We start from the raw sequence: 20812 nt of genomic DNA on the forward strand, positions 1-20812 counted from the left end.
GCTTGGCTTCCGTCCATGTATTGCCTCCGATGGTCTAAAGCTGTCAAATTTCCATCGGCTAAGGTAACCAAGCGCTTTCAGGCGGCCTTGATAATAAGCAAGAGACGGGCTCTGCTGGTGCCTTGATGGGGGCAAGAAGCGGGCTAGATTGCTTCAACGCATTGAGTCGCTATGCAACGGCGTCCGGGTTGGCCCGGATGACCTGTCTCCGGAAAGCGCTGCCCATGAGGGCGGCAGTACTGTGGCACCGCATTGGCGCCGGGGCATTTCCGGATGCAGACTTGTGGAATTGGCAAACGAGAGCGCAAGCCTAGATTCGTGGCGCCCATGCTGATCCATGCGTCACAGTTGCAGGGCGAGATTCCGGCGCCGAAGCCGTATCGTGCCGGCAGTAAACAACATCCCTCGCGCTTGCTTCGTAGGCGAATTGGGCTACCGCCGGACTGCCGGTGCCTGTGCGGCGCGATCCCGTTGTCCTGTCGGGCCCTTCGCTGCCTTCGGCCGAAGGACGGATCGTATATCAGGCCGGCTTGCCTTGCCCGCACTGACGGTCAGGAAGGAGTTCAAACCGAGGCGTTTTCGATCAGACCCTTTGGTCGCCAGGGTCAAGGGCTTGAGACACGGCTTGGCCAGCAAGAGCCTGATCTCGTACTGCACGGAAGGCACCGCGAACAGGCTGACCATCTCCTTCAACGCGGCGTGAGACCGGCCGTTCGGCAAAAACGATTTCGCTGCTTCTTCGTCCAGCGGACCGATATGCAGGCGGACCCGCAAATCATTGCGCCACGCGCGCGCCCCCAGGGCGGCACCGAAGCCGAGGGTAGGATTGGTGACGCCTAGCGTGCTGCGGATCTTCTCCGGTATCGCATCCCAGGCGCCGACGAATTCCTCGACACGGACAGGCACGCCGAAATACTCGCCCAGCACGCGCTCCACGCTCGAGGCGGCGATTGGACGTGTCCTGAGCAGCCCCGCATAGTAGCCGGCGACCTCTGCCGGGATCGATGCATAGGATCTGGCCGCCCCGAAGCTGGCCAGCCGCAGACCACCCAGTGCGCTCAGCAGCGGAAGCAGGTCATCCTGGCCTCGCGTGTCCAAACTGTGTTCGACGCGGTACTTTCCCCAAGCCTCGTAGAACAGGCCGATAACCCGATTGGAAAACAGGTCGACGAATGGCTTCCAGCTTTCGTCCGCGCCCAGGTTCGCCTTGGCGGCCGCGCGCTCGGTGTCGTGCAGGGGCAAGGTGCCGCTTGCGCCGAGCAGGCCAATGAAGCTTGGTGTGATGTGGATGCGCGGCGTGCCGGCACCATCGGTGGCGTCGACCTGCATGCCTTCGATCTCGCTGGCCGGAAAAGCCAGCGACAGGCTGTTACGAAAGCGCAGTACCTGGCTGAAGGCGCGGGCGTACGGGATGCCCTGTTGGCGCAGCATCCGCACGAGGATGTTCAGCAGTTGTGCAAACTGATACCGATATGGCGCTGCCAGCAGGGGCTCGATCATGACAGCGACATGCTGCCGCTTCTCGGTTTGCATCGGAACAGCTCCTCTCCGGATTGGTGTGACAGGACCACCAGTTCAATGAAACTGTTCATTTGGACGTAGAGCGCAAAGAACTGGTCGATGACCTGTACGAACAGGTGCAAGCCAGCGCCGACGAAAGCCTCTTCATCGATCGTCAGGCGCACTTCGGTCCCGTGCGCCAGCGACGAGCCGCGCTTGTGCCGCAACCACGCGGTGGTCTCCGAATGCTCCAGCCCGACGATGCCGGCGATCTGGCGCCGCGATACCGCCGAGCCGGTGAAGTCGTACAGGGCCAGCATTTCGCGCAAGCCTTCCGCGCCTTCCATGGCGAGCGAGTGATGATTGAGGGTCAGGTGAGAGATCAAGCGCCAGTGGGCGCCCCCGCCGTTTGCCAGGCGATGGGGGCGCGTGGGCCGGCGCAGCAAGCGGATTGCAGCGCCTTCGGTAGCCCCTGGCATGGACAGGTCGCCGCCGGCCGAGCCGGTTTTCAACAGGCAGGGCAGGTCCCGGTTGGTGCAGGTGAGGTCGATCGAGAGCGTTGCTCGCTCGACGGTGAGCGGCCCGCCGTCGGCATCGACGAGCGAGATGACTTTTTCGTGCCCGGGACTGGTGGCGGCCAGCGTGTCGTCATGGCGCAGAATCCAGTAGCGCCCCTTGCGCGCATCGCTTTCGCCGTGCCGGAGCGCATAGAAGGGACGGAATTCGACCGGCACGATGTCCTTTCCCTGCTGCCGTACCATGTGGACCCGGTCGATCGAATAGACTTCGTACGCCGACGCATGGGCGGGATGCGCCAGCACCGAATACTCGGCCGTCTGCTGGCTGTAGTCGATCGGCACGCCCGGCTGCCTGAACAGGTTGACGACCGGCGTGCATCCAGCGAGCAGGCTTCGTGCCGACAGGCCCGCGAGCATCCTTGCCTGGCTTGACCCTGGCGCTACGCCTGCCAGCCCAAGGTGCAGCGTGAAGCGGGTGCAATCCGCAGGTAGGCGTGCGTCGAGTGCGTCCAGGTCGATATCGACGAAGTTGAACTTCTCCGGGAAGGCAAAGTATTCTGCAAGGATCCGGTAGGCGCGGTGCGAGCGGGCGTCGAAGGGGATCAGGGCGTCGTCCTCGGCAAAACCGGCCGCGGCGACCGGTATCGCGGCGAGCGGCAGCCATGCGCCATCCTCGCCGGGCTGGACGTATGCCGCAGCCGTGCGCATGAACAGCGCATCGCGCAGCGCCGCGCTGAACGAAGCATCGCCGTCGAGATAGAGCCTGAACGGGGCCGACGGCATCAGTGGGGCGGTGGATTCGAACTCGATGCCGATCGACCCCGTCACGCCCGGCGCCAGCCGGGTCGAAGACGGCGCGCGGATGACTTCATCGAAGCGGACGGAGGTAATAGTGACCGGGGACGGCCTGACATCGTATGCGGTCTGGAACTTGCAGTTCACGCCGCGCACTGGCGCCGACTCCAGCAAGGTTCCGCGCGGGACGGTTCCGGTGCTGCCGCCGGCACCTCGAGCGGCCGGAAGAAAGCGCACGATCGCGCAAGAGGGAAACGGCCGAAGATAGTGCGGAAACAGGAGATTGAGCAGCGCCTCCGTGAATTGCGGATAGGAGTCGTCCAGCCGCTTCGACACCCGGGCGCACAGCAGGGCGACGGACTGGATCAGGCGTTCGACATGCGGATCGTCGCATGCGTCACCGCCGATCTGCAGCTTGGCTGCGACCTTCGGATAGCGCTCGGCATACTCGCGGCAAAGCTGCCGCATGGTGACGAGCTCGCGTTCGTACTGCGCAAACAGTTCGTCCATGGTGCTTGTGCCTCGATTGTGCCTAATTAGCGCTGCGGACGCTCTGGACCGAATAGCGCTGCAGCGACGGCTGGAACACGGCGTTGAACTGCATCGGTTCAGCCACCGGCGCGTTTTTCAGTTGGGCGGTGATCACGAAGTCGACCCTGTTGATCGCCCCTTTCCTGGGCTGCAGCGTCGCCGTCACCCTGTGCAGCCGCGGTTCGTGCCGCTCGATCGCCAGCCGGACCGCGGTGCAGATGCGCTTCTGGTCCGTGTCGCTCGTCATGCACATGCCGGCAAAATCGATCAGGCCGTAGTTCACCACGGACCCGCCTACCTCGGGGTAATCGGCCAGCACATGCGGGAGCAGGGCGGAGCGTGTGTTGAGGAGTGCTTCCAGGTCGCGGGTGATGCTGTCCCGCCATTCATCGGCCTTCTTGGACGGTGCGCGGAATCCACCCTGTGGCGCATCGTCATCGGCATCCAAACGGTCGAACAAGCCTGGCACGAAACTTTGCATGCTGTTTCCTCTCAGCCGTCCTGAAGCGGAAGAAGCGCCATTATTCCCTTCTGACCAGAAATAAAGTTGCGAGCTATCAACAAATTTATTTTGAAGAGCAAGCAGTAAGCTTGATGCGCCAGATCAACAATTGTTGTGCAATGCCAGCCATGCTTTTCGGAATCTGAACAATGCGGCTATGGATCGAGGAGAAAGCGATGAGCATGGGAGCCAAAATTCTGTGGTCCGAAGGGCTGACGCTGGGACCCCAGCATTTCCAACGCCAGGACCTGTACCACGAGATGCGACTGCACAGGATGGTGTCAGCCCTCACCCCCAATTTCTGGGGTGTCCGCCTTCTGCAGTGGAACATGGAAGGACTCGGCCATAACATGCTCGAAGCGCAAGCGATGTCGCTGATCTTCCAGGATGGCGAGGTCTACGATGCCCCGGCAACGGACCTGTTGCCGCTCCCGGTCAACCTGGCCCAGCTGCCGCAGGAAATGAACACCTTCACCATCTACGCAGCCCTTGCGACCATCCGGCCGCATGGCGCCAATGCGGAGGAGGGCGGCCGCTATGCGTTGGCGGAGGCGGAAACGTCTGACCTGTTCAGCGACGCGGTGCCGATCGACGTGCCGTTCCTGAAGAAGCGGCTCCGCCTGATTGCCCACGTCGAGCCGCGCGATGGCCATGTCGGCTTTCCCGTGCTGCGCCTCCATCGCGACCCGCGCGGTGGCTTCGAGGCGGATCCGGCTTTCGTACCGCCGTGCGTGGCGATCAGCGCTGCCCGGCCGCTCCAGCGCTTGCTCGATGGCTTGATGAGCACGCTATTGGCCAAGATCGTGTCACTGCGCAACTCGCACCGTAAGACGAACGCCGCCACCTTCGAGGTGCATGCGGGTGATATCACGTCCTGGTGGATGCTCAACATCATCAGTACGGCGAACGCATCCCTACAACATTGCGCGCGCTCCCGGGTACAGCATCCCGAGGACCTGTACGAGATGCTGCTTGCCCTCGCTGGCGGGCTGATGACGTTCTCGGACAGGTACACGACATCGGACTTGCCCGCCTATGAGCATACCGATCCCGGCGTCACGTTTGCGCAGCTCGACGCCGTGATCCGCGACCTGGTCGATACCGTCATCTCGGCCAAGTACTTCACCATTGAGCTCATCGCCGAGGACAATCGCCGCACCCATTACCGGGGTACGCTCGATGCGTCGAAACTGACCCAGGAAACGCAGCTCTGCCTTGCCGTGAGCGCGGACATGCCGGCGCTCGAGCTGGTGGCGGCGGTGCCGGTCCGGTTCAAGATCGGCTCGCCCGACGACATCGAACGCATCGTGGTATCGGCGCTTCCCGGCATCACGCTGACGCACATGCCGCAGGTGCCGACGGCGGTGCCGGTTCGTCCGGATACCTATTACTTCCTGCTGTCGACCAGGAATGGGCTCTACGAGAATGCGCTGAAGGCGCAGGCGATCGCGATTTATGCGCCGGATGGGATGCGGGAACTGAAGATGGAGCTGATCGCGTTTACGCAGTGAAACCAGAACTGAACGAACTGCTGGCGGCCAAGGGGGCAGTTTTTAGCCCGCATCGCCCTCCTGCGCCGCCAGCGGCCGCTTCACCAGCACCTCCGTCAGCATCTCGAACAGCGTCCGCGCCGCCGGCGCCATGCTGTGCCCCCGCTTGCAGATCAGCCCGAGCGTCCGCTTGATCTCCGGATTCACCAGCGGCACCCCGACGATGCCGTCCTGCTTCCCCGGCAGCACGGACAGGCCGGGCACCGCGGCCACGCCCATCCCCGCATCGACCAGGGCCAGCACGCCCGACACGTGATTGACTTCGCAGGAGATGACCGGATGCTTTTCGATCCCGGCCAGTGCGGCATCCAGGACGCTGCGGTTGCCGCTCGACTTGGCGACCGAGATGTAGCGTTCGTCCACCGTCTCCTTCCAGCTCAGTGATGAGCGCGTCGCCAGCGGATGGTCGCGCCGCATCGCCAGCACGTAGCTCTCCACGTAGATCGGCTCGAACACGATCTCCGGATTTTCGGCGCCGGTGAAGTTGATCCCGAAGTCCGCCTCGCCGGCCAGCACCAGGTTCAGCACGTCCTGCGCGCTCTCGTCGTGCACGCGCACGCGGATGCGCGGGAAGCGCGCGCTGAAACGCGTCAGCACGCCGGGCAGGAAATACCAGACCGCGGACGGCACGCAGGCCAAGGTGACCGTGCCGGTGCGGTGGGCCGCGAGGTCGGCCACGCCCAGCACCGCGTCTTCCAGGCTGTCGAGCGCGGTGCGGACGTTCACCAGGAAAGTCTGGCCCACATTCGTCAGCTGCACGCGGCGGGTGGTGCGCTCGAACAGCTTGACGCCCAGGGCTTCCTCGAGCTTTTCGATCCTCCGGCTGAGGGCCGACTGCGACAGGAAGAGATCGGTGGCGGCCTGGCGGAAACTGCCGCGTTCGGCAACCGCGACAAATGCCTGGAGGTCATGAATATCGTAATTGATGCGCATGACGCAATAATAAGCGGGAAAATTGCAATTCTCAAATTATACAGATTGCAGGATGATTGGCGCACTCACCCATCAGCCTCGCCAAGAAGGCACTTTTATAACATGGAGACAATGTGCGCCATTCCTGCGTCCTGATGGCCCTGCTCGTGTCGAGCGGCGCTTCCTTTGCCCAGAGCGGCATCGACTTGTACGGCATCGCCGACCTCGGCCTGCGCGTCACCAGCGGCCTGAACGGCAGCAACGCGCCGGCGCTGCCGGGCCGCACGACCGCCGTCGCCAGCGGCGTCGATAACACCAGCCGCTGGGGCGTCAAGGGGCAGGAAACGCTGGGCGGCGGCTGGAAGGCGCTGTTCCGGCTCGAAGGCGGCATCAACGCCGATACCGGCGCCTCGGCCAAGAGCGACCGCCTGTTCGACCGCCAGGCCTGGGCCGGCCTCGATTCTCCGTACGGCACCCTGGCGCTGGGACGCCAGGCCAATCTCCTTTCCGATGCTCTCGTCGCGGTCGATCCGATCGGCAAGCGCTTCGCCGCCTTCAACCCGAACATCAACGTGGCGGGCCTGAGCAACACCGCCTTCGGTACCCATGCCTTCGGGCGCCAGTACGGCCCGAGCGGCTACGCCGACAATTTCTACCGCCTCGACAACACCGTCAAGTACACCGCCGGCGTCGGCCCCTGGCAGGCGCGCGCCGCGTATTCCTTCGGCGAAGTGCCGGGCGACGCCGCGGCATCGTCGAGCCATGGCGTCGCGCTGGCCTACCAGCGCCCGGATTGGGTCGTCTCCGGCGCGACCATGCAGTTCCGCAGCCGCGAGGGCCTGCCGCTCGACGCCTGGACGATCGGCGCGGCGGTGCGCTTCGATGCCTGGCAGTTCAAGGCCAACGTCGCCCGCAACGACGCCGCCACGGGGCCGGACCGGACGGTGCGCCAGCGCGTGCGCTCCGCCGGCGTGAGCCGCCAACTGGCGCAGGACCTGCTGCTCACCAGCGCCTGGTACAGCGTCCGGCGCGAGGCCACGGACTTCCGCGACGACGGCTTCGACCGCGCCTTCCTGTTCCTCGAAAGGACGCTGGCGCCGCGGACCACCGCCTACGTCGAAGCCGACTACACCACCTGGCGCGGCGACGCCGCGAAGCTGACGGCATCGCGCCCCAACGACCCGCATGGCACCGGCCTGACGCTCGGGCTCATGCAGAAGTTCTGACGACAACAAGGAGACCTTATGCGACCCACTTCCTTCAAACATGGCGCCATGGCGGCGCTTGCGGCATGCGCGCTGGCTGCCGGCGCCCCGGCCCGGGCCACCGACGTCCACGTCGTCAGCTCGGGCGGCTTCGCCCAGGCCTACAAGGACCTGTCCGGCCCGTACGAGCGCGCCAGCGGCGACCGCCTGGTGTCCGAATGGGGCCCGTCGATGGGGGCGACGAAGAACGCGATCCCGGCGCGGCTGGCGCGCGGCGAGCCGATCGACGTCGTGATCATGGTCGGCGACGCGCTCGACAAGCTGATGGCCGAGGGGCGCCTCGAGCCGGGCAGCAAGGTCGTCCTCGCCAACTCGCCGATCGCCTGTGCGGTCCGGCACGGCTCCGCGAAGCCGGACATCCACACCGTCGACGGCCTGCGCGCCGCCTTCCTGGGTGCGGAACGGGTGGCTTATTCCGACAGCGCGAGCGGCGAATACATCAAGCGCCAGCTGCTGGACAGGCTCGGCATCCGCCAGCAGATGGAGGGCAGGGCGGCGCAGATTCCCGCGACCCCGGTAGGCGAGATCATCGCCCACGGCGAAGCCGATTTCGGCTGCCAGCAGCGCAGCGAACTGAAACCGGTGCAGGGCATCGACATCGTCGGCCTGCTGCCGCAGGAAGTGCAGTTGAAGACCGAGTTTTCCGGTGCCGTGGTGCGCGGCGCCAGGCATCCGGAGGCTGCGCGCGCGCTGCTGCGCTTCCTCGCCGCACCGGCCAACGCCGGCGCCATCGAAGCGACCGGGCTGGAGCCGGCCGTGGCCAACCGCTGAACCCCATTCCCCGAGAGCCCATCATGTCCATCCAATCCACCGTCAAGGCGAACCACGCCGCGTCCGCCGCCGCCACCGCCGCCAGCGCCAGCGCGCCGGCGCGCGCCCAGTCGAAGCTCGGCACCGTCATCCGGGTCACGAGCGGGAACTTCATCGAAATGTATGATTTCTTCCTGTTCGGCTTCTACGCCCAGCAGATCGCCAGGGCCTTCTTTCCGGCGACGAGCGAGTACGCCGCGCTGATGATGACCTTCGCCACCTTCGGCGCCGGCTTCCTCATGCGTCCGCTGGGCGCCATCCTCCTGGGCAGCTACATCGACCGCATCGGCCGCCGCAAGGGCCTGGTGCTGACGCTCGGGATCATGGTCTCGGGGACGGCGCTGATCGCCTTCGTCCCGGGCTATGCCACCATCGGCCTGCTGGCGCCGGTGCTGGTGCTGGTCGGCCGCCTGCTGCAGGGCTTTTCCGCCGGCGTGGAACTGGGCGGCGTCTCGGTCTACCTGTCCGAGATGGCGACCCCCGGCAACAAGGGCTTCTATGTCAGCTGGCAGTCGGCCAGCCAGCAGGTGGCCGTGATTTTTTCCGCCGCGCTGGGCTATGGCCTGAACCATGCGATGCCGAAGGACGTCATCGCGGACTGGGGCTGGCGCATTCCGTTCTTCATCGGCTGTTCGATCATCCCCGTGGTCTTCTACATCCGCCGCTCGCTGCAGGAGACCCAGGCCTACCTGGCGCAGAAATCGCATCCGACCTTCCGCCAGGTGATGCGCACCATGACCTCGAACTGGCCGCTGGTCACGGTCGGCGCCATGCTGGTGGTGATGACGACGGTCGCGTTCTACCTGATCACGGTGTACACGCCCACCTTCGGCAAGAGCGTGCTCAAGCTGAGTACCGAGGAAAGCCTGCTGGTGACCCTGTGCGTCGGCGTGTCGAACTTCATCTGGCTGCCCGCGATGGGCGCGCTGTCGGACCGCATCGGACGCTGGCCGGTGATGGCGGCGTGCTCGGCGCTGGCGGCGCTGACCGCCTACCCGGCGCTGTCGTGGCTGATCGCGCACCCGAGCTTCGGCAACATGGTGCTGATCGAACTGTGGCTGTCCTTCCTGTACGGCAGCTACAACGGCGCGTGCATCGTCGCGCTCACCGAGATCATCCCGGTCCAGGTGCGCACCACCGGCTTCTCGCTGGCCTACAGCCTGGCGACCGCGCTGTTCGGCGGCATGACGCCGCTGCTGTCCACCTGGCTGATCGAAAGCACCGGCGACAAGGCCGCCCCCGGCTACTGGATGGCGGCGGCCGGCGCGATCAGCCTGGTCGCGACCTTCCTCGTGTACCGCGGCATCGTCAGGGAACGGCGGCCGGCGTGAGCCCCCGCCCGAGCGGCGCCAGGCTGCGCAGGCGCAGCGTGATCACCAGCGCGGTGGCGAGCAGGCCGCCGAGCAGGGTGACCACGCCGGCCCAGCCGCCATGTTCCCACAGGATGCCGCACAGCCAGCCCACCACGCTCGAGCCGAGGTAGTAGAAGAACAGGTAGAGGGCGGACGCGAGCGCCTGCTGGCTGCGGGCGCGCCGGCCCACCCAGCTGCTGGCGATCGAGTGCGAGGCGAAAAAGCCGAAGGTATAGATGGCCAGGCCGGCGACGATCAGGACCAGGTTGTGCGCCAGCGTCAGCAGCAGGCCTGCGAACATGGTCGCCATCACGGTCCACAGCACGTGGCGCCGGCCCAGGCGGTCGGCGCGGCGGCCGGCCCACACCGAGCTGAAGATGCCGATCAGGTACAGCAGCGAGATCGCGCCGACCACGCTCTGGCGCAGTCCGAACGGCGCGCCCAGCAGGCGGAAGCCGATGAAGTTGTAGGTGCTGACGAAGCATCCCATCAGCAGGAAGGACAGGGCGAACAGCCAGGGCAGGCCGTCGTCGCCGAAGTGGCGGCGCAGGCCCTGCAAGGTCATCGCCAGGCCGCCCGAGGACGGCTTGAAGTTGCGCGAGGGCGGCAGGCTGCGCCAGAATTCCCAGGCCGCCAGCAGGCCCGCGACGCCCATCACGCCGACGGCGGCGCGCCAGGACAGGAAGTCCGACAGCACCGACGCCAGCATCCGTCCCAGCATGCCGCCGAAGGCATTGCCGCTGATGAGCAAGCCCATCGACACGCCGAGCGACTCCGTCTCGATCTCCTCGCCGAGGTAAGCCATCGCCACCGCCGGCATGCCGCCCAGCGCCAGGCCGAGCAGGGTGCGCGCCGCCAGCAGCTCGGTGTAGCTGCGCGCGAAGCTCGAGAGCACCATCATCACGGCGGCCACCACAAGCGCCACCACCATCAGGTTCTTGCGCCCGACGCGGTCGGAAATCACGGACGACGCCAGCAGCGACAGGCCGAGCGCGGCGCTCGGCAGCGACAGCGACAGGCTGCTCTGCGCCGGCGTGAGCCCGAAATCCTGGGCCAGCAGGGGCATCAGCGGCTGCACGCAATACAACAGGGCGAAACAGGAAAAGCCGCCGAAAAACAGGGCGCGGTTGGTGCGGCGGTAGGGGGAAGCGGCGGGTCGGCTGGACATGGGAATGGGGTTGAAGCGTCGAGACTCCATCCTAGGATTGCGCGATACATCTGTCCAATATATATTTGTGGCGTTACTTATCGTTTAAACAGATAACATGGAACTCAGGCACCTGCGCTACTTCGTGGCCGTGGCGGAAGAGCTGAGCTTTACGCGCGCGGCCGAGCGCCTGCACATCGGCCAGCCGCCGCTGAGCCAGCAGATCCAGGCGCTGGAGGCGGAGATCGGCGCCCGGCTGTTCGAGCGCAACAAGCGGCGCGTGCTCCTCACCGAAGCCGGCAGGCTGTTCCTGGCGGATGCGCGGCGCATGCTGGCGCTGTCCGAGCAGGCCAAGGAAACCGCGCGCCGGGCGCACCTGGGCGAGGCGGGCGAGCTGCGCGTCGGCTTTACCTTCTCGACGCCGTTCACGCCGCTGTTCGCCAAGGTCGTGCGGCGCTACCGCCAGCAATACCCCGGCGTCCTGCTGACCTTCCACGAGATGACGACCATGCGCCAGCTGGCGAAGATCGAAGCGCGCGAGCTGGACGTCGGCTTCGTGCGGCCGGCGTCGATGCCGCTGCCGCACACGGTGGCCCTGACGATGCTGCGCAGCGACCCGGTGCGGCTGGTGCTGCCGGCCGATTCGCCGCTGGCGCGGCAGGAGCACATCGCCGTGGAAGACCTGGCCGGCCAGGCTTTCGTCGTGTTTCCGAAGGATGCCGGCACCGGCATCTACCACCAGATCGTCGACCTGTGCCGCGCCGCCGGCTTCACCCCGCAGGTCGCGATGGAGGCGGGCGAACCGTCGACCATCATCGGCCTGGTCGCCGCCGGCTGCGGGATCTCGGTGCTGCCGGGTTCCTTCGAAGGCGTGCATATGGAAGGCGTCGTCTATCGTCCGCTGGGCGACCCCGAGGTGCGCACGCCGATGCTGCTGGCCCAGCACGCCGAAGGCGGCGGCCCGCTGGCGCAGGCCTTCGCGGCCGTGGCGCAAGCCGCCGCGGCGGAAAGCTAGGGCCTACAGCGGCAGGGCGGTCTCGTACTTCACCTCGCGCAGCGCCACGCTGGTATTCACCTGCGACACCCCGTTCAGCTTCACCAGCACGTTGTGCAGGAAGTCGTGGTAGGCATCCATGTCGGCCACCACGACCTTCACCAGGTAATCCGACGTGCCCGTGGTCTCGTAGCACTCGACCACCTCGGGCCGCATCCGCATCGCCTGCTCGAACTGCTCGACCACGCCCTCGGCATGGCGCAGCAGCGACACGTGCAGCAGGCACACCACCGCCAGCCCCAGCTTGCGCCGGTCCACCAGCGCCGTGTAGCGCACGATGACGCCGTTCTCCTCCAGCTCCTTCTGGCGCCGCCAGCAGGGGCTGGCCGACATGCCGATCTTTTCCGCCAGCTCGTTCGACGAGATCCTGCCGTCCTTCTGCAGCTCGGCGAGAATTTTCATGGATGCCGCATCAATCGAATGATTTTTCATGTTTTTGGACGGAAATAGACAAGTTCTTGCAATTCTAGCCCTCAAACACAAAGAGATAGAAAAAATCTTTCGCAAGCCAGGGCCTATCCTGTCTCATCATTTGTATTCATAAAAAAACAACGATGAACGACATGACGCTCCCCGCGCCGGTCGGGCTGGCAGACCCCGACTACGCACTCGACGACAACCTGACCCGCAGCGCCGGGCGGGTGTTCCTGACCGGCACCCAGGCGCTGGTCCGCCTGCTGTGCATGCAGAAGCAGCTGGACGAAGCGAACGGGCTGCACTCCGCCGGCTTCGTCAGCGGCTACCGCGGTTCGCCGCTCGGCGCCGTGGACCAGGAACTGTGGCGCGCCAAAGCGCTGCTGCAGGAGCGCCAGGTCGAATTCCTCCCGGCGATCAACGAGGAGCTGGGCGCGACGGCGGTGATGGGCTCGCAGCAGGTCGAGGCCAATCCGACCCGCAAGGTCGATGGCGTGTTCGCGATGTGGTACGGCAAAGGGCCGGGCGTCGACCGCGCCGGCGACGCCCTCAAGCACGGCCACGTCTACGGTTCGTCGCCGCACGGCGGGGTGCTGGCCATCCTCGGCGACGACCATGGCTGCGTGTCCTCGTCGATGCCGCACCAGAGCGAGCAGGCGCTGATCGCCTGGGGCATGCCGGTGATTAATCCTGCCAACATCCAGGAATACCTGGAATTCGGCCTGTACGGCTGGGCGCTGTCGCGCTACACGGGCGCCTGGTGCGGCTTCAAGGCCATCTCCGAAACCGTGGAAGGCGGCGCGGTGGTCGAGCTGCCGCCGATGCCGGCCTTCGCCGCGCCCACCGACTACACGCCGCCGCCCGACGGCCTGCACAACCGCTGGCCGGACTTGCCTGGGCTGGCGCTGGAGCAGCGCGTGGCCGCCAAGCTGGAAGCGGTGCAGGCCTTCGCGCGCGCCAATTCGATCGACCGCCTGGTCGTGCCGGCGCCCGGCGCCAGCATCGGCATCATCGGCGCCGGCAAGGCCTGGCTGGACCTGATCGAAGCGCTGGAGCGCATGGAGATCGGCGTCGAACGCCTGGCGGAACTCGGCGTGCGCCTGTACAAGCCGGGCCTGAGCTATCCGCTCGAACGGACCCGTTTATCCAGCTTCGCGCAAGGCCTCGAAGAGATCCTGGTGGTCGAAGAAAAAGGCCCGGTGATCGAACAGCAGGTCAAGAACCTGTTCTACAACCTTGCACCCGAACATCGCCCGGTCGTGATCGGCAAGTCCGACCGCGAAGGCGCGCCGCTGCTGTCCGCATTGGGCGAGCTGCGCCCGTCGCGCATCGCGCCGGTGCTGATCCAGTGGCTGGGCGCGAAGTTCCCGGCGCTGGACCTGCACCGCTTCCTGCCCGATTTCTGCGCCGCCGAACTGCCGTTCGACGCGGCCGGCGGCGTGCGCCGCACGCCTTACTTCTGCTCGGGCTGCCCGCACAATACCTCGACCCGCGTGCCCGAGGGCAGCCGCGCGCTGGCCGGCATCGGCTGCCACTTCATGGCCACCTGGATGCAGCGCGACACCTATTACCTGTCGCAGATGGGCGGCGAGGGCGTGAGCTGGGCTGGCACCTCGCCCTTCGTGGGCGAGCAGCACATCTTCCAGAACCTGGGCGACGGCACCTTCTATCATTCCGGGTCGCTGGCGATCCGCCAGGCGGTCGCCGCCAGGCTCAACATCACCTACAAGATCCTGTACAACGACGCGGTGGCGATGACCGGCGGCCAGCCGGTGGACGGCACCCTGTCGGTGCCGCAGATCCTGCAGCAGGTGATCAGCGAAGGCGTCAAACAAGCCGTCGTGGTGACCGACTATCCCGGCAACTACGACGAGGTGAGCCTGCCGGAAGGCGTTACCGTCCACCACCGCAGCGAACTGGATGTCATCCAGCGCCGGCTGCGCGGGATCCCCGGCGTGACGGTGCTGGTGTACGACCAGACCTGCGCCGCCGAAAAGCGCCGCCGCCGCAAGAAGAACAAGCCGGACCATATCGTGTTCCCCGATCCGGCCCGCCGCGTGGTCATCAACCCGGCCGTCTGCGAAGGCTGCGGCGACTGCGGCGTGCAGTCGAACTGCCTGTCGATCCTGCCGCTCGAGACGGAGCTGGGCCGCAAGCGCCAGATCGAGCAGTCGTCCTGCAACAAGGATTATTCCTGCGTCGAGGGCTTCTGCCCGAGCTTCGTCTCGGTGCTGGGCGGCAGCCTGCGCAAGCCGGCCGGCCAGAAGCTGTCGCTGTCCGACCTGGAGCGGGCGCTGGCCGCCTATCCGGCACCGGCGCCGGCGGCGCTGGCCAAGCCTTTCGAGATCCTGGTGGCCGGCGTCGGCGGCACCGGCGTCGTCACGGTGGGCGCGCTGATCACGATGGCCGCGCACCTGGAAGGCAAGGGCGCGTCGACGCTGGACTTCATGGGCTTCGCGCAGAAGGGCGGCGCGGTGCTGTCCCATGTGCGGGTGGCGTCCTCGCCCGGGCGGCTGCACCAGGTCCGCATCGACCTGCGCCAGGCCGACGCGGTGTTCGCCTGCGACCTGGTGGTGGCCGGCATGCCGGACGGCCTGGCCGTCATGCGCAGCGGTCATACGAAGGTGGTCGCCAACGAGCACGAGATCCCGACCGCCGATTTCACCCGCGACCGCGACGCGCAGGTCGACCGCGAAGGCCTGCTCGCCAGGCTGGGCGCAGCCGCTGGAAGCGCGAACCTGCTGCGCCTCGATGCGCAGGCGACGGCCGCGCGCTTCCTCGGCGATCCGATCGGCAGCAACATCCTGCTGATGGGCTATGCCTGGCAGCATGGGCTGGTGCCGGTCGGCCTGGAGGCGCTGATGCGGGCGATCGAACTGAATGGCGTGGCGGTGGACATGAACAAGCGCGCCTTCACACTCGGCCGCCTGCTGGCCGCCGACCGCGCTGCGCTGGAAAGCATGGCCCAGCCGGCGCAGGTGATCCAGTTCGCGCCGCCGAAGTCGCTGGACGAAATGGTCGCCTTCCGCGTCGACTGGCTGACCCGCTACCAGGACGCCGCCTATGCCCAGCAGTACGCGCAAGCGGTGGCCGCCGTCGAACAGCGCGAAGTCGAACTCGAAGGCAGCGGCTCGCGCAGGCAGCTCAGCAAGGCGGTGGCGCGCAACCTGTTCAAGGTGATGGCGTACAAGGACGAGTACGAGGTCGCGCGCCTGCATGCCGACCCCGCCTTCCGCGAGCAGATCGCGGCCCAGTTCGAGGGCGGCTACAAGCTCGCCTTCCACCTCGCGCCGCCGCTGCTGGCGCGCAAGAAGCCGGGCTCCGAGGTGCCGGCCAAGATCGCCTTCGGCGGCTGGATGATGCCGGTGTTCGGCGTGCTGGCCCGCTTCAAGGGCCTGCGCGGCACGCCGCTGGACCCGTTCGGCTACACGCGCGAGCGCAAGGCGGAATGCGCGCTGCGCGACCGCTACCTGGCCTTCGCGCGCGAGCTGCCGGCCAGGCTGCGCGCGAACAACAAGGAGGCGGCGCTGAGGCTGGCGCAGGCGCCGGACCAGGTGCGCGGCTATGGCCACATCAAGCAGGCGGCGATGGACAAGCTGGATGCGCAGTGGCCCGAGCTGCTCGCCCGCTACCGCAGCGAGCAGGTGGTCGAGCTGGTCAGAACACGTGCATGATGCTGGCGCTGCTGGCTTCCTGGACCGTGCGGCGCTCGCGCGCATCGTGTACAGTGAAGCATCATGATTGATCACATCGACCACATCGTACTGACCACCGCCGACGAGGCCGCGTGCGTCGACTTCTACGTCAAGCTGCTCGGGATGAGGCTGGAAACCTTCGGCGCGAACCGCAAGGCCTTCGTGTTCGGCAACCAGAAAATCAACCTGCACGTGAAGGGCAGGGAATTCGAACCGAAGGCCCATTTGCCGGTGCCCGGTTCGCTGGACCTGTGCTTCATCGCCAGCATCCCGCTGCAGCAGGTGATCGCGCGCCTGCGCGAACACGGCGCGGCCATCGTCGAGGGGCCGGTGCGCCGGACCGGCGCCAACGGCCCGATCGAATCGGTGTACCTGCGCGATCCCGACCTGAACCTGGTCGAGATTGCCGAATACGTCGCCGACGCCTGAGTCAGCCGCCGCCGGGGCGCAGGATGTCCCGCGCAGCCGTCAGCAGCTCGATGGGAAACACGATGGTCGAGGACTTGTCCCCGGCGATCGCACTCAGGGTCTGCATGTAGCGCAGTTGCATCGCCCCCGGCTGCTGCGCCAGCACGAAGGCGGCCTGCTGCAGCTTTTCGGAGGCCTGCAACTCGCCCTCGGCGTGGATCACCTTGGCGCGGCGCTCGCGCTCGGCTTCGGCTTGCCGGGCGATGGCGCGCACCATCGATTCGTCGAGGTCGATGTGCTTGATCTCGACATTCGAGACCTTGATGCCCCAGGCGTCGGTCTGGGCGTCGAGGACCTGCTGGATGTCCAGGTTCAGCCGTTCGCGCTCGGCCAGCATCTCGTCGAGTTCGTGCTTGCCCAGCACCGAGCGCAAGGTGGTCTGCGCCAGCTGGCTGGTCGCTTCCATGAAATTCGCCACCTGGATGATGGCCTTTTCCGGATCGACCACGCGGAAGTAGATCACCGCGTTCATCTTGACCGAGACGTTGTCGCGCGAGATCACGTCCTGGGTCGGGACGTCCAGCACGACGGTGCGCAGGTCGACGCGCACCATCTGCTGGAACAGCGGGATCAGGATGAACAGGCCGGGGCCTTTCACGCCCCAGAAGCGCCCGAGCTGGAACACCACGCCGCGCTCGTATTCGCGCAGCACCCGGATCGCCGAGGCCAGCAGGGGAACCAGCAGGACGATCAGGGCGCCGAAGCCGATACCGACATTGAACATGATCACCTTCCTCCTTGTGCCGGGTCGACCGGGACGACTTCGAGCGTCAATCCCTTGCGGCCCACGACCTTGACGGTTTGCGCGCGGCTGAGGGGCAGGGCGCAGGCCGCGTGCCAGAGCTCGCCTTCGATGCGGATCCAGCCCTGGTGGCCGCCGTCCGGCGCGACGGTCTCGACCTCGGCGGTGGCGCCGATCAGCCCCGCCGCGCCGCTGGTGACGGGGCGCCGGCGGGTCGCCAGCGCGAGGCGGGCGGTGCCGAACAGCAGCAGGGCGCTCGCCACGCCGAGCGTGCCGATCAGGCCCGGCGGGATGCCGTAGCCCGGCACCTCCGTATCGATCAGCATCAGCGAACCGGCGACGAAGGCGACGACGCCGCCCAGGCCGATCACGCCGAAACTGGGCAGGAAGGCCTCGGCCACCATCAGCATCAGGCCGAGCAGGACCAGCGCCAGGCCCGCATAGTTCACCGGCAGCAGCTGCAGCGCGTAGAGCGCCAGCAGCAGGCAGATCGCGCCGATCACGCCCGGCGCGACGAAGCCCGGGTTCATGAACTCGAACACCAGGCCGTAGATGCCGATCGTCATCAGGAGCAGGGCGACACTGGGATGGGTGACCGCCGCCAGCAGGCGGGTGCGCCAGTCCGGGACGAACTCGACGGGCAGCACGCCCCTGGTGGCGAGGTGCCGGGCCTGCCCGAGGGCGGTGAGGGTCTTGCCGTCGAGCTGGGCCAGCAGGCTCGGCACGTCCGGCGCGACGATCTCGATCACGTTCTGCTTCAAGGCTTCCTCGGCGGTCAGGCTGACCGATTCGCGCACGGCGCGCTCGGCCCAGTCGGCGTTGCGGCCGCGCATCTGCGCCAGGCCGCGCAGGTAGGCGGCGGCATCGTTCATCGCCTTGCGCGCCATGGCGGAGCCTTCGTTGGCGTTCTCCGGTTTCTTTTGTCCTTCGGGCTGCGTCGGACCTTCGGGCTTCCGCGGCTGCCCGATGCCGAGCTCGACCGGCGTCGCCGCGCCGAGGTTGGTGCCGGGCGCCATGGCCGCCACATGGCTCGCGTACAGGATGTAGGTGCCGGCGCTGGCGGCGCGGGCGCCGCTGGGCGCGACATAGGTGGCCACCGGCACCGGGGAAGTCAGGATCGCCTTGATCACTTCGCGCATCGCGGTGTCGAGCCCGCCCGGCGTGTCCATCTTGAGGATCAGCAGTTGCTGGTCGAGCCTGGCGGAGCGGGCGATGCCGTGCACGATATAGTCGGCATTCGCCGGGCCGATCACGCCGTCGATGGTCAACAGGCCGACTCCAGCGGCGCCATGGGCGGCGGGCGAAAGGAATAGCGCCAGCAGGAACATCGGCGCCGCGAAAGCCAGGAACCGGATTCGCCGGATCATCGTTCTGCCTCCACCGATGCGTCAGGAATGCGGGCGCTTCCTGAAGCCTGTCCCATGTTACATCCGCCTGCAGCGGGGCGCAAACGGCGGACTGGCTTCGGGCGCTACCTTGCGGGCCGGCACCGGGAGACGGGCGTCATGCGTGCCGCGCCCGGTCACATCTGCCGGAACAGGTGGGCGAACAGCGGGCTGACCTTCAACCGGTCGGTCCTGCCGCGCAGCGCCAGGCTCAGCTTGCCCATCTCGTCCCGGCTGGCGCTGGCCACGTGCTTCATGTTGACGATGCTGCTGCGGCTGACCTGGCAGAACTGGGCCGGGTCCAGCTGCGCCATCAGTTCCTTGAGCGGCAGCCGGATCAGGGCTTCGCTGTCCGCCGTGGCGACGTTGACGTACTTGTCCAGGGCCTGGAAATAGACCACGTCCTGCACGGGAATCATGCGCACCATGTTGCCGACCGCGGCGCGGATCACGCTCAGCCGTTCCGGCGCCCCGGCCTGCGGCAGCAGGGCACGCATCTGCTCAATCAGCCGGGCCATGCCGCCATCGCCGTCACCGGCGCCGGCCTGGGCGCGGGCCTGCAGGCGCGCGCGCAGGCGCTCGACGGTGCGGCGCAGGCGCTCGTCCCCGACCGGCTTGAGCACGTAGTCGGCGGCGGCCTGCTCGAAGGCTTTCAGCGCGTAGTCGTCGTAGGCGGTCACGAACACCACTTCCGGGAAGGGCCGGGCGCCGTCCCAGCGCTCGGCCAGTTCCTCGGCCGCTTCCAGGCCGGTCTGGCCTGGCATCTTGATGTCCAGGAACAGGACGTCCGGCTGCAGCGCCAGCGCCTGCTCGACCGCCGCCAGGCCGTTCGGCGCGGTGCCGAGGATCTCGAGTCCGGGCCACAGCCGCTGCAGCGACTTGGCGAGGACGGCGGCGAGGATGGGTTCGTCCTCGGCGATCAGGGCGCGGATGGGGTGGACTGTGGTGGTCATGCGGACTCCAGTGGAAGGGTAAGGCGGGCGGCCGTGCCGTGCGGCGCGGCCGGGGTCAGGTCGAGGCCGGCGCGCTCGCCGTACAGCGCCTGCAGGCGTTCGCGGGTGGTGCTCACGCCGACGCCGTTGCCGCCCCCGCGGCGGGTGGCGGAGGCTTCCAGGCCGAGGCCGGTGTCGACGATGGCGATCTCGAGCAGCTCGCCGCGGCGGCTGGCTTCGATGGTCACCATGCCGCCGTCGACCTTGGGCTCGAGGCCGTGCACGATCGCATTCTCGACCAGGGGCTGCAGCAGCATGGTCGGCAGGCGCACGCCGCGCAGCGCGTCGGGCAGCAGGCAGCGGTAGGCCAGGCGTTGGCCCATGCGCACCTGCATCAGGCCGAGGTAGGCGTCGATCGCGGCGAATTCCTGTTCCAGCGTCGTCGTTTCCATGCGCGACACGCTCAGGGTCGCGCGCAGGTACTGGATCAGCTGGTCCAACATCCGGCCGGCGCGGTCGGGGTCGATGGCGATCAGCCCCTGCAGGTTGGCCAGGGTATTGAACAGCATGTGCGGCTCGATCTGGGCCTGCAGCAGGCGCAGCTGGGCTTGCAGGGCTTGGCGTTCGACCGCTTCGGCGCGCGCCCGCGCCTCGCTGTGTTCGAGCTTCATGCGGTCCATCCGTTCGCGGCTGGCGAACACCCAGAACAGGGCGAAGATGGCCAGCAGCGTGAACAGGATCATGCTGGCGCGCGGCACGGTCAGGTAGTGTGCCAGGTCGGGCGCGTCGAGACCCAGGATCGCGCTGCCGATCCGCAGGCCGACGTAATGCGCGAACGGCGCCGCCGCGACCAGCAGGATCACGAACGGAATGCGCCAGCGGCGCCGCAGGGCGCGCTGGCGCCGGACCAGCAGCCGCGCGGCGTCCACCGCCAGCAGCGCGACCAGGCCGATGCAGAGCGAGACGACCAGCTCGTTGAGCAGTTGCGCCGGGCGGCCCGCGGCCAGCGTCATCAGGATGGCCGCCCAGCCGCTGACGACGATGGTCAGGCCGAGCTCGCTGGCGAACACGAGGAGGCGCCGCCGTGGCGTCACCTCGGGGACAAGCGGCGGAGGGAGAGTCGTCATCGGATTTCCTTCTTGCTAATATGCATCGTATTTTTCACCAGGGCGGACGGCCCGGGCAAGCAGGAAATGACGAAACGCCTTTTTCAGGGAGCGAAACAGGCCGTATCACCGAT

The 20812-nt window shown here is 67.0% G+C and carries 17 protein-coding genes; 7 read left to right on the forward strand and 10 right to left on the reverse strand.

Annotated features, from left to right (window positions below):
- Positions 1 to 432: 432 nt before the first annotated feature.
- From tssG to tssE, 3 genes are read right to left on the reverse strand one after another with little or no spacing between them, the layout of a single operon-like run.
- The gene (gene tssG, locus AC3A6M_RS22270; RefSeq protein WP_487854901.1) at positions 433 to 1533 is read right to left on the reverse strand and encodes a type VI secretion system baseplate subunit TssG; all 1101 of its coding nucleotides are present in this window, start codon (positions 1531 to 1533) and stop codon (positions 433 to 435) included.
- Positions 1497 to 3323 carry a type VI secretion system baseplate subunit TssF gene (gene tssF / locus AC3A6M_RS22275; protein WP_487854902.1) on the reverse strand — a complete coding sequence of 609 codons (1827 nt, stop codon included), beginning with the start codon at positions 3321 to 3323 and terminating at the stop codon, positions 1497 to 1499. Before tssF ends, tssG begins: the two co-directional genes overlap by 37 nt.
- A gap of 22 nt (positions 3324 to 3345) precedes the next feature.
- Positions 3346 to 3825, reverse strand: coding sequence for a type VI secretion system baseplate subunit TssE (gene tssE / locus AC3A6M_RS22280; protein ID WP_487854903.1), 480 nt, complete (start codon positions 3823 to 3825; stop codon positions 3346 to 3348).
- Between the two features lie 197 nt (positions 3826 to 4022).
- Here tssE and tssK point away from each other — a divergent pair, with 197 nt between their 5' ends.
- Positions 4023 to 5357, forward strand: coding sequence for a type VI secretion system baseplate subunit TssK (gene tssK, locus AC3A6M_RS22285; RefSeq protein WP_487854904.1), 1335 nt, complete (start codon positions 4023 to 4025; stop codon positions 5355 to 5357).
- 42 nt (positions 5358 to 5399) lie between these two features.
- Here tssK and AC3A6M_RS22290 read toward each other — a convergent pair whose 3' ends face one another.
- Positions 5400 to 6329, reverse strand: coding sequence for a LysR family transcriptional regulator (locus AC3A6M_RS22290; protein WP_487854905.1), 930 nt, complete (start codon positions 6327 to 6329; stop codon positions 5400 to 5402).
- A 113-nt stretch (positions 6330 to 6442) separates the two neighbouring features.
- Here AC3A6M_RS22290 and AC3A6M_RS22295 point away from each other — a divergent pair, with 113 nt between their 5' ends.
- The 3 genes from AC3A6M_RS22295 to tcuC are packed head-to-tail and all read left to right on the forward strand — an operon-like array spanning position 6443 to position 9714.
- A complete protein-coding gene (locus tag AC3A6M_RS22295; protein ID WP_487854906.1) occupies positions 6443 to 7534 on the forward strand; it encodes a porin in 1092 nt (363 codons plus the stop codon).
- Positions 7535 to 7552: 18 nt separating this feature from the next.
- Positions 7553 to 8344 carry a substrate-binding domain-containing protein gene (locus AC3A6M_RS22300; protein WP_487854907.1) on the forward strand — a complete coding sequence of 264 codons (792 nt, stop codon included), beginning with the start codon at positions 7553 to 7555 and terminating at the stop codon, positions 8342 to 8344.
- A gap of 23 nt (positions 8345 to 8367) precedes the next feature.
- Positions 8368 to 9714, forward strand: a complete 1347-nt coding sequence (tcuC, locus tag AC3A6M_RS22305) for a tricarballylate/proton symporter TcuC (RefSeq protein WP_487854908.1) — start codon at positions 8368 to 8370, stop codon at positions 9712 to 9714.
- Here the strand turns inward: tcuC and AC3A6M_RS22310 are convergent.
- Positions 9692 to 10903 carry an MFS transporter gene (locus AC3A6M_RS22310; protein ID WP_487854909.1) on the reverse strand — a complete coding sequence of 404 codons (1212 nt, stop codon included), beginning with the start codon at positions 10901 to 10903 and terminating at the stop codon, positions 9692 to 9694. The two genes, tcuC and AC3A6M_RS22310, sit on opposite strands and share 23 nt — an antisense overlap.
- Positions 10904 to 11000: 97 nt before the next feature.
- On the opposite strand from AC3A6M_RS22310, the gene AC3A6M_RS22315 reads away from it, so the two are divergent.
- Positions 11001 to 11897: a LysR substrate-binding domain-containing protein gene (locus tag AC3A6M_RS22315; RefSeq protein ID WP_487854910.1), complete on the forward strand. Its 897-nt coding sequence runs from the start codon at positions 11001 to 11003 to the stop codon at positions 11895 to 11897.
- 3 nt (positions 11898 to 11900) lie between these two features.
- On the opposite strand, the gene AC3A6M_RS22320 is transcribed toward AC3A6M_RS22315, so the two are convergent.
- Entirely contained in the window at positions 11901 to 12368 is a 468-nt protein-coding gene (locus AC3A6M_RS22320; RefSeq protein WP_487854911.1) for an Lrp/AsnC family transcriptional regulator, read from the reverse strand.
- Between the two features lie 131 nt (positions 12369 to 12499).
- Between AC3A6M_RS22320 and AC3A6M_RS22325 the strand changes: the two genes are divergently transcribed.
- Together AC3A6M_RS22325 and AC3A6M_RS22330 are read left to right on the forward strand one after the other, a co-directional pair.
- Entirely contained in the window at positions 12500 to 16024 is a 3525-nt protein-coding gene (locus AC3A6M_RS22325) for an indolepyruvate ferredoxin oxidoreductase family protein (protein WP_487854966.1), read from the forward strand.
- Positions 16025 to 16087: 63 nt separating this feature from the next.
- Positions 16088 to 16474 carry a VOC family protein gene (locus AC3A6M_RS22330; RefSeq protein WP_487854912.1) on the forward strand — a complete coding sequence of 129 codons (387 nt, stop codon included), beginning with the start codon at positions 16088 to 16090 and terminating at the stop codon, positions 16472 to 16474.
- Position 16475: 1 nt separating this feature from the next.
- Here the strand turns inward: AC3A6M_RS22330 and AC3A6M_RS22335 are convergent, their stop codons facing one another.
- From AC3A6M_RS22335 to AC3A6M_RS22350, 4 genes are all read right to left on the reverse strand, one after another.
- A complete protein-coding gene (locus AC3A6M_RS22335; protein WP_487854913.1) occupies positions 16476 to 17237 on the reverse strand; it encodes a slipin family protein in 762 nt (253 codons plus the stop codon).
- Positions 17238 to 17239: 2 nt separating this feature from the next.
- The gene (locus tag AC3A6M_RS22340) at positions 17240 to 18622 is read right to left on the reverse strand and encodes an NfeD family protein (protein ID WP_487854914.1); all 1383 of its coding nucleotides are present in this window, start codon (positions 18620 to 18622) and stop codon (positions 17240 to 17242) included.
- 155 nt (positions 18623 to 18777) lie between these two features.
- Complete coding sequence (locus tag AC3A6M_RS22345; protein WP_487854915.1) at positions 18778 to 19593, reverse strand: LytR/AlgR family response regulator transcription factor; 816 nt, start codon at positions 19591 to 19593, stop codon at positions 18778 to 18780.
- On the reverse strand, positions 19590 to 20699 hold the full coding sequence (locus AC3A6M_RS22350; RefSeq protein WP_487854916.1) for a sensor histidine kinase: 1110 nt from the start codon (positions 20697 to 20699) through the stop codon (positions 19590 to 19592). The genes AC3A6M_RS22345 and AC3A6M_RS22350 overlap by 4 nt, the downstream gene beginning before the upstream one ends.
- Positions 20700 to 20812: the final 113 nt, after the last annotated feature.

The organism is Telluria sp. Soil_C_11, from assembly GCF_057657395.1.

Coding starts and splice junctions, on each gene's coding strand:
- AC3A6M_RS22345 (WP_487854915.1), bottom strand. CDS start 19,593: ATGACCACCACAGTCCACCCCATCCGCGCCCTGATCGCCGAGGACGAA.
- tssK (WP_487854904.1), top strand. CDS start 4,023: ATGAGCATGGGAGCCAAAATTCTGTGGTCCGAAGGGCTGACGCTGGGA.
- tssE (WP_487854903.1), bottom strand. CDS start 3,825: ATGCAAAGTTTCGTGCCAGGCTTGTTCGACCGTTTGGATGCCGATGAC.
- AC3A6M_RS22320 (WP_487854911.1), bottom strand. CDS start 12,368: ATGAAAAATCATTCGATTGATGCGGCATCCATGAAAATTCTCGCCGAG.
- tcuC (WP_487854908.1), top strand. CDS start 8,368: ATGTCCATCCAATCCACCGTCAAGGCGAACCACGCCGCGTCCGCCGCC.
- AC3A6M_RS22335 (WP_487854913.1), bottom strand. CDS start 17,237: ATGTTCAATGTCGGTATCGGCTTCGGCGCCCTGATCGTCCTGCTGGTT.
- AC3A6M_RS22290 (WP_487854905.1), bottom strand. CDS start 6,329: ATGCGCATCAATTACGATATTCATGACCTCCAGGCATTTGTCGCGGTT.
- AC3A6M_RS22315 (WP_487854910.1), top strand. CDS start 11,001: ATGGAACTCAGGCACCTGCGCTACTTCGTGGCCGTGGCGGAAGAGCTG.
- tssG (WP_487854901.1), bottom strand. CDS start 1,533: ATGCAAACCGAGAAGCGGCAGCATGTCGCTGTCATGATCGAGCCCCTG.
- tssF (WP_487854902.1), bottom strand. CDS start 3,323: ATGGACGAACTGTTTGCGCAGTACGAACGCGAGCTCGTCACCATGCGG.
- AC3A6M_RS22330 (WP_487854912.1), top strand. CDS start 16,088: ATGATTGATCACATCGACCACATCGTACTGACCACCGCCGACGAGGCC.
- AC3A6M_RS22310 (WP_487854909.1), bottom strand. CDS start 10,903: ATGTCCAGCCGACCCGCCGCTTCCCCCTACCGCCGCACCAACCGCGCC.
- AC3A6M_RS22325 (WP_487854966.1), top strand. CDS start 12,500: ATGACGCTCCCCGCGCCGGTCGGGCTGGCAGACCCCGACTACGCACTC.
- AC3A6M_RS22300 (WP_487854907.1), top strand. CDS start 7,553: ATGCGACCCACTTCCTTCAAACATGGCGCCATGGCGGCGCTTGCGGCA.
- AC3A6M_RS22350 (WP_487854916.1), bottom strand. CDS start 20,699: ATGACGACTCTCCCTCCGCCGCTTGTCCCCGAGGTGACGCCACGGCGG.
- AC3A6M_RS22340 (WP_487854914.1), bottom strand. CDS start 18,622: ATGATCCGGCGAATCCGGTTCCTGGCTTTCGCGGCGCCGATGTTCCTG.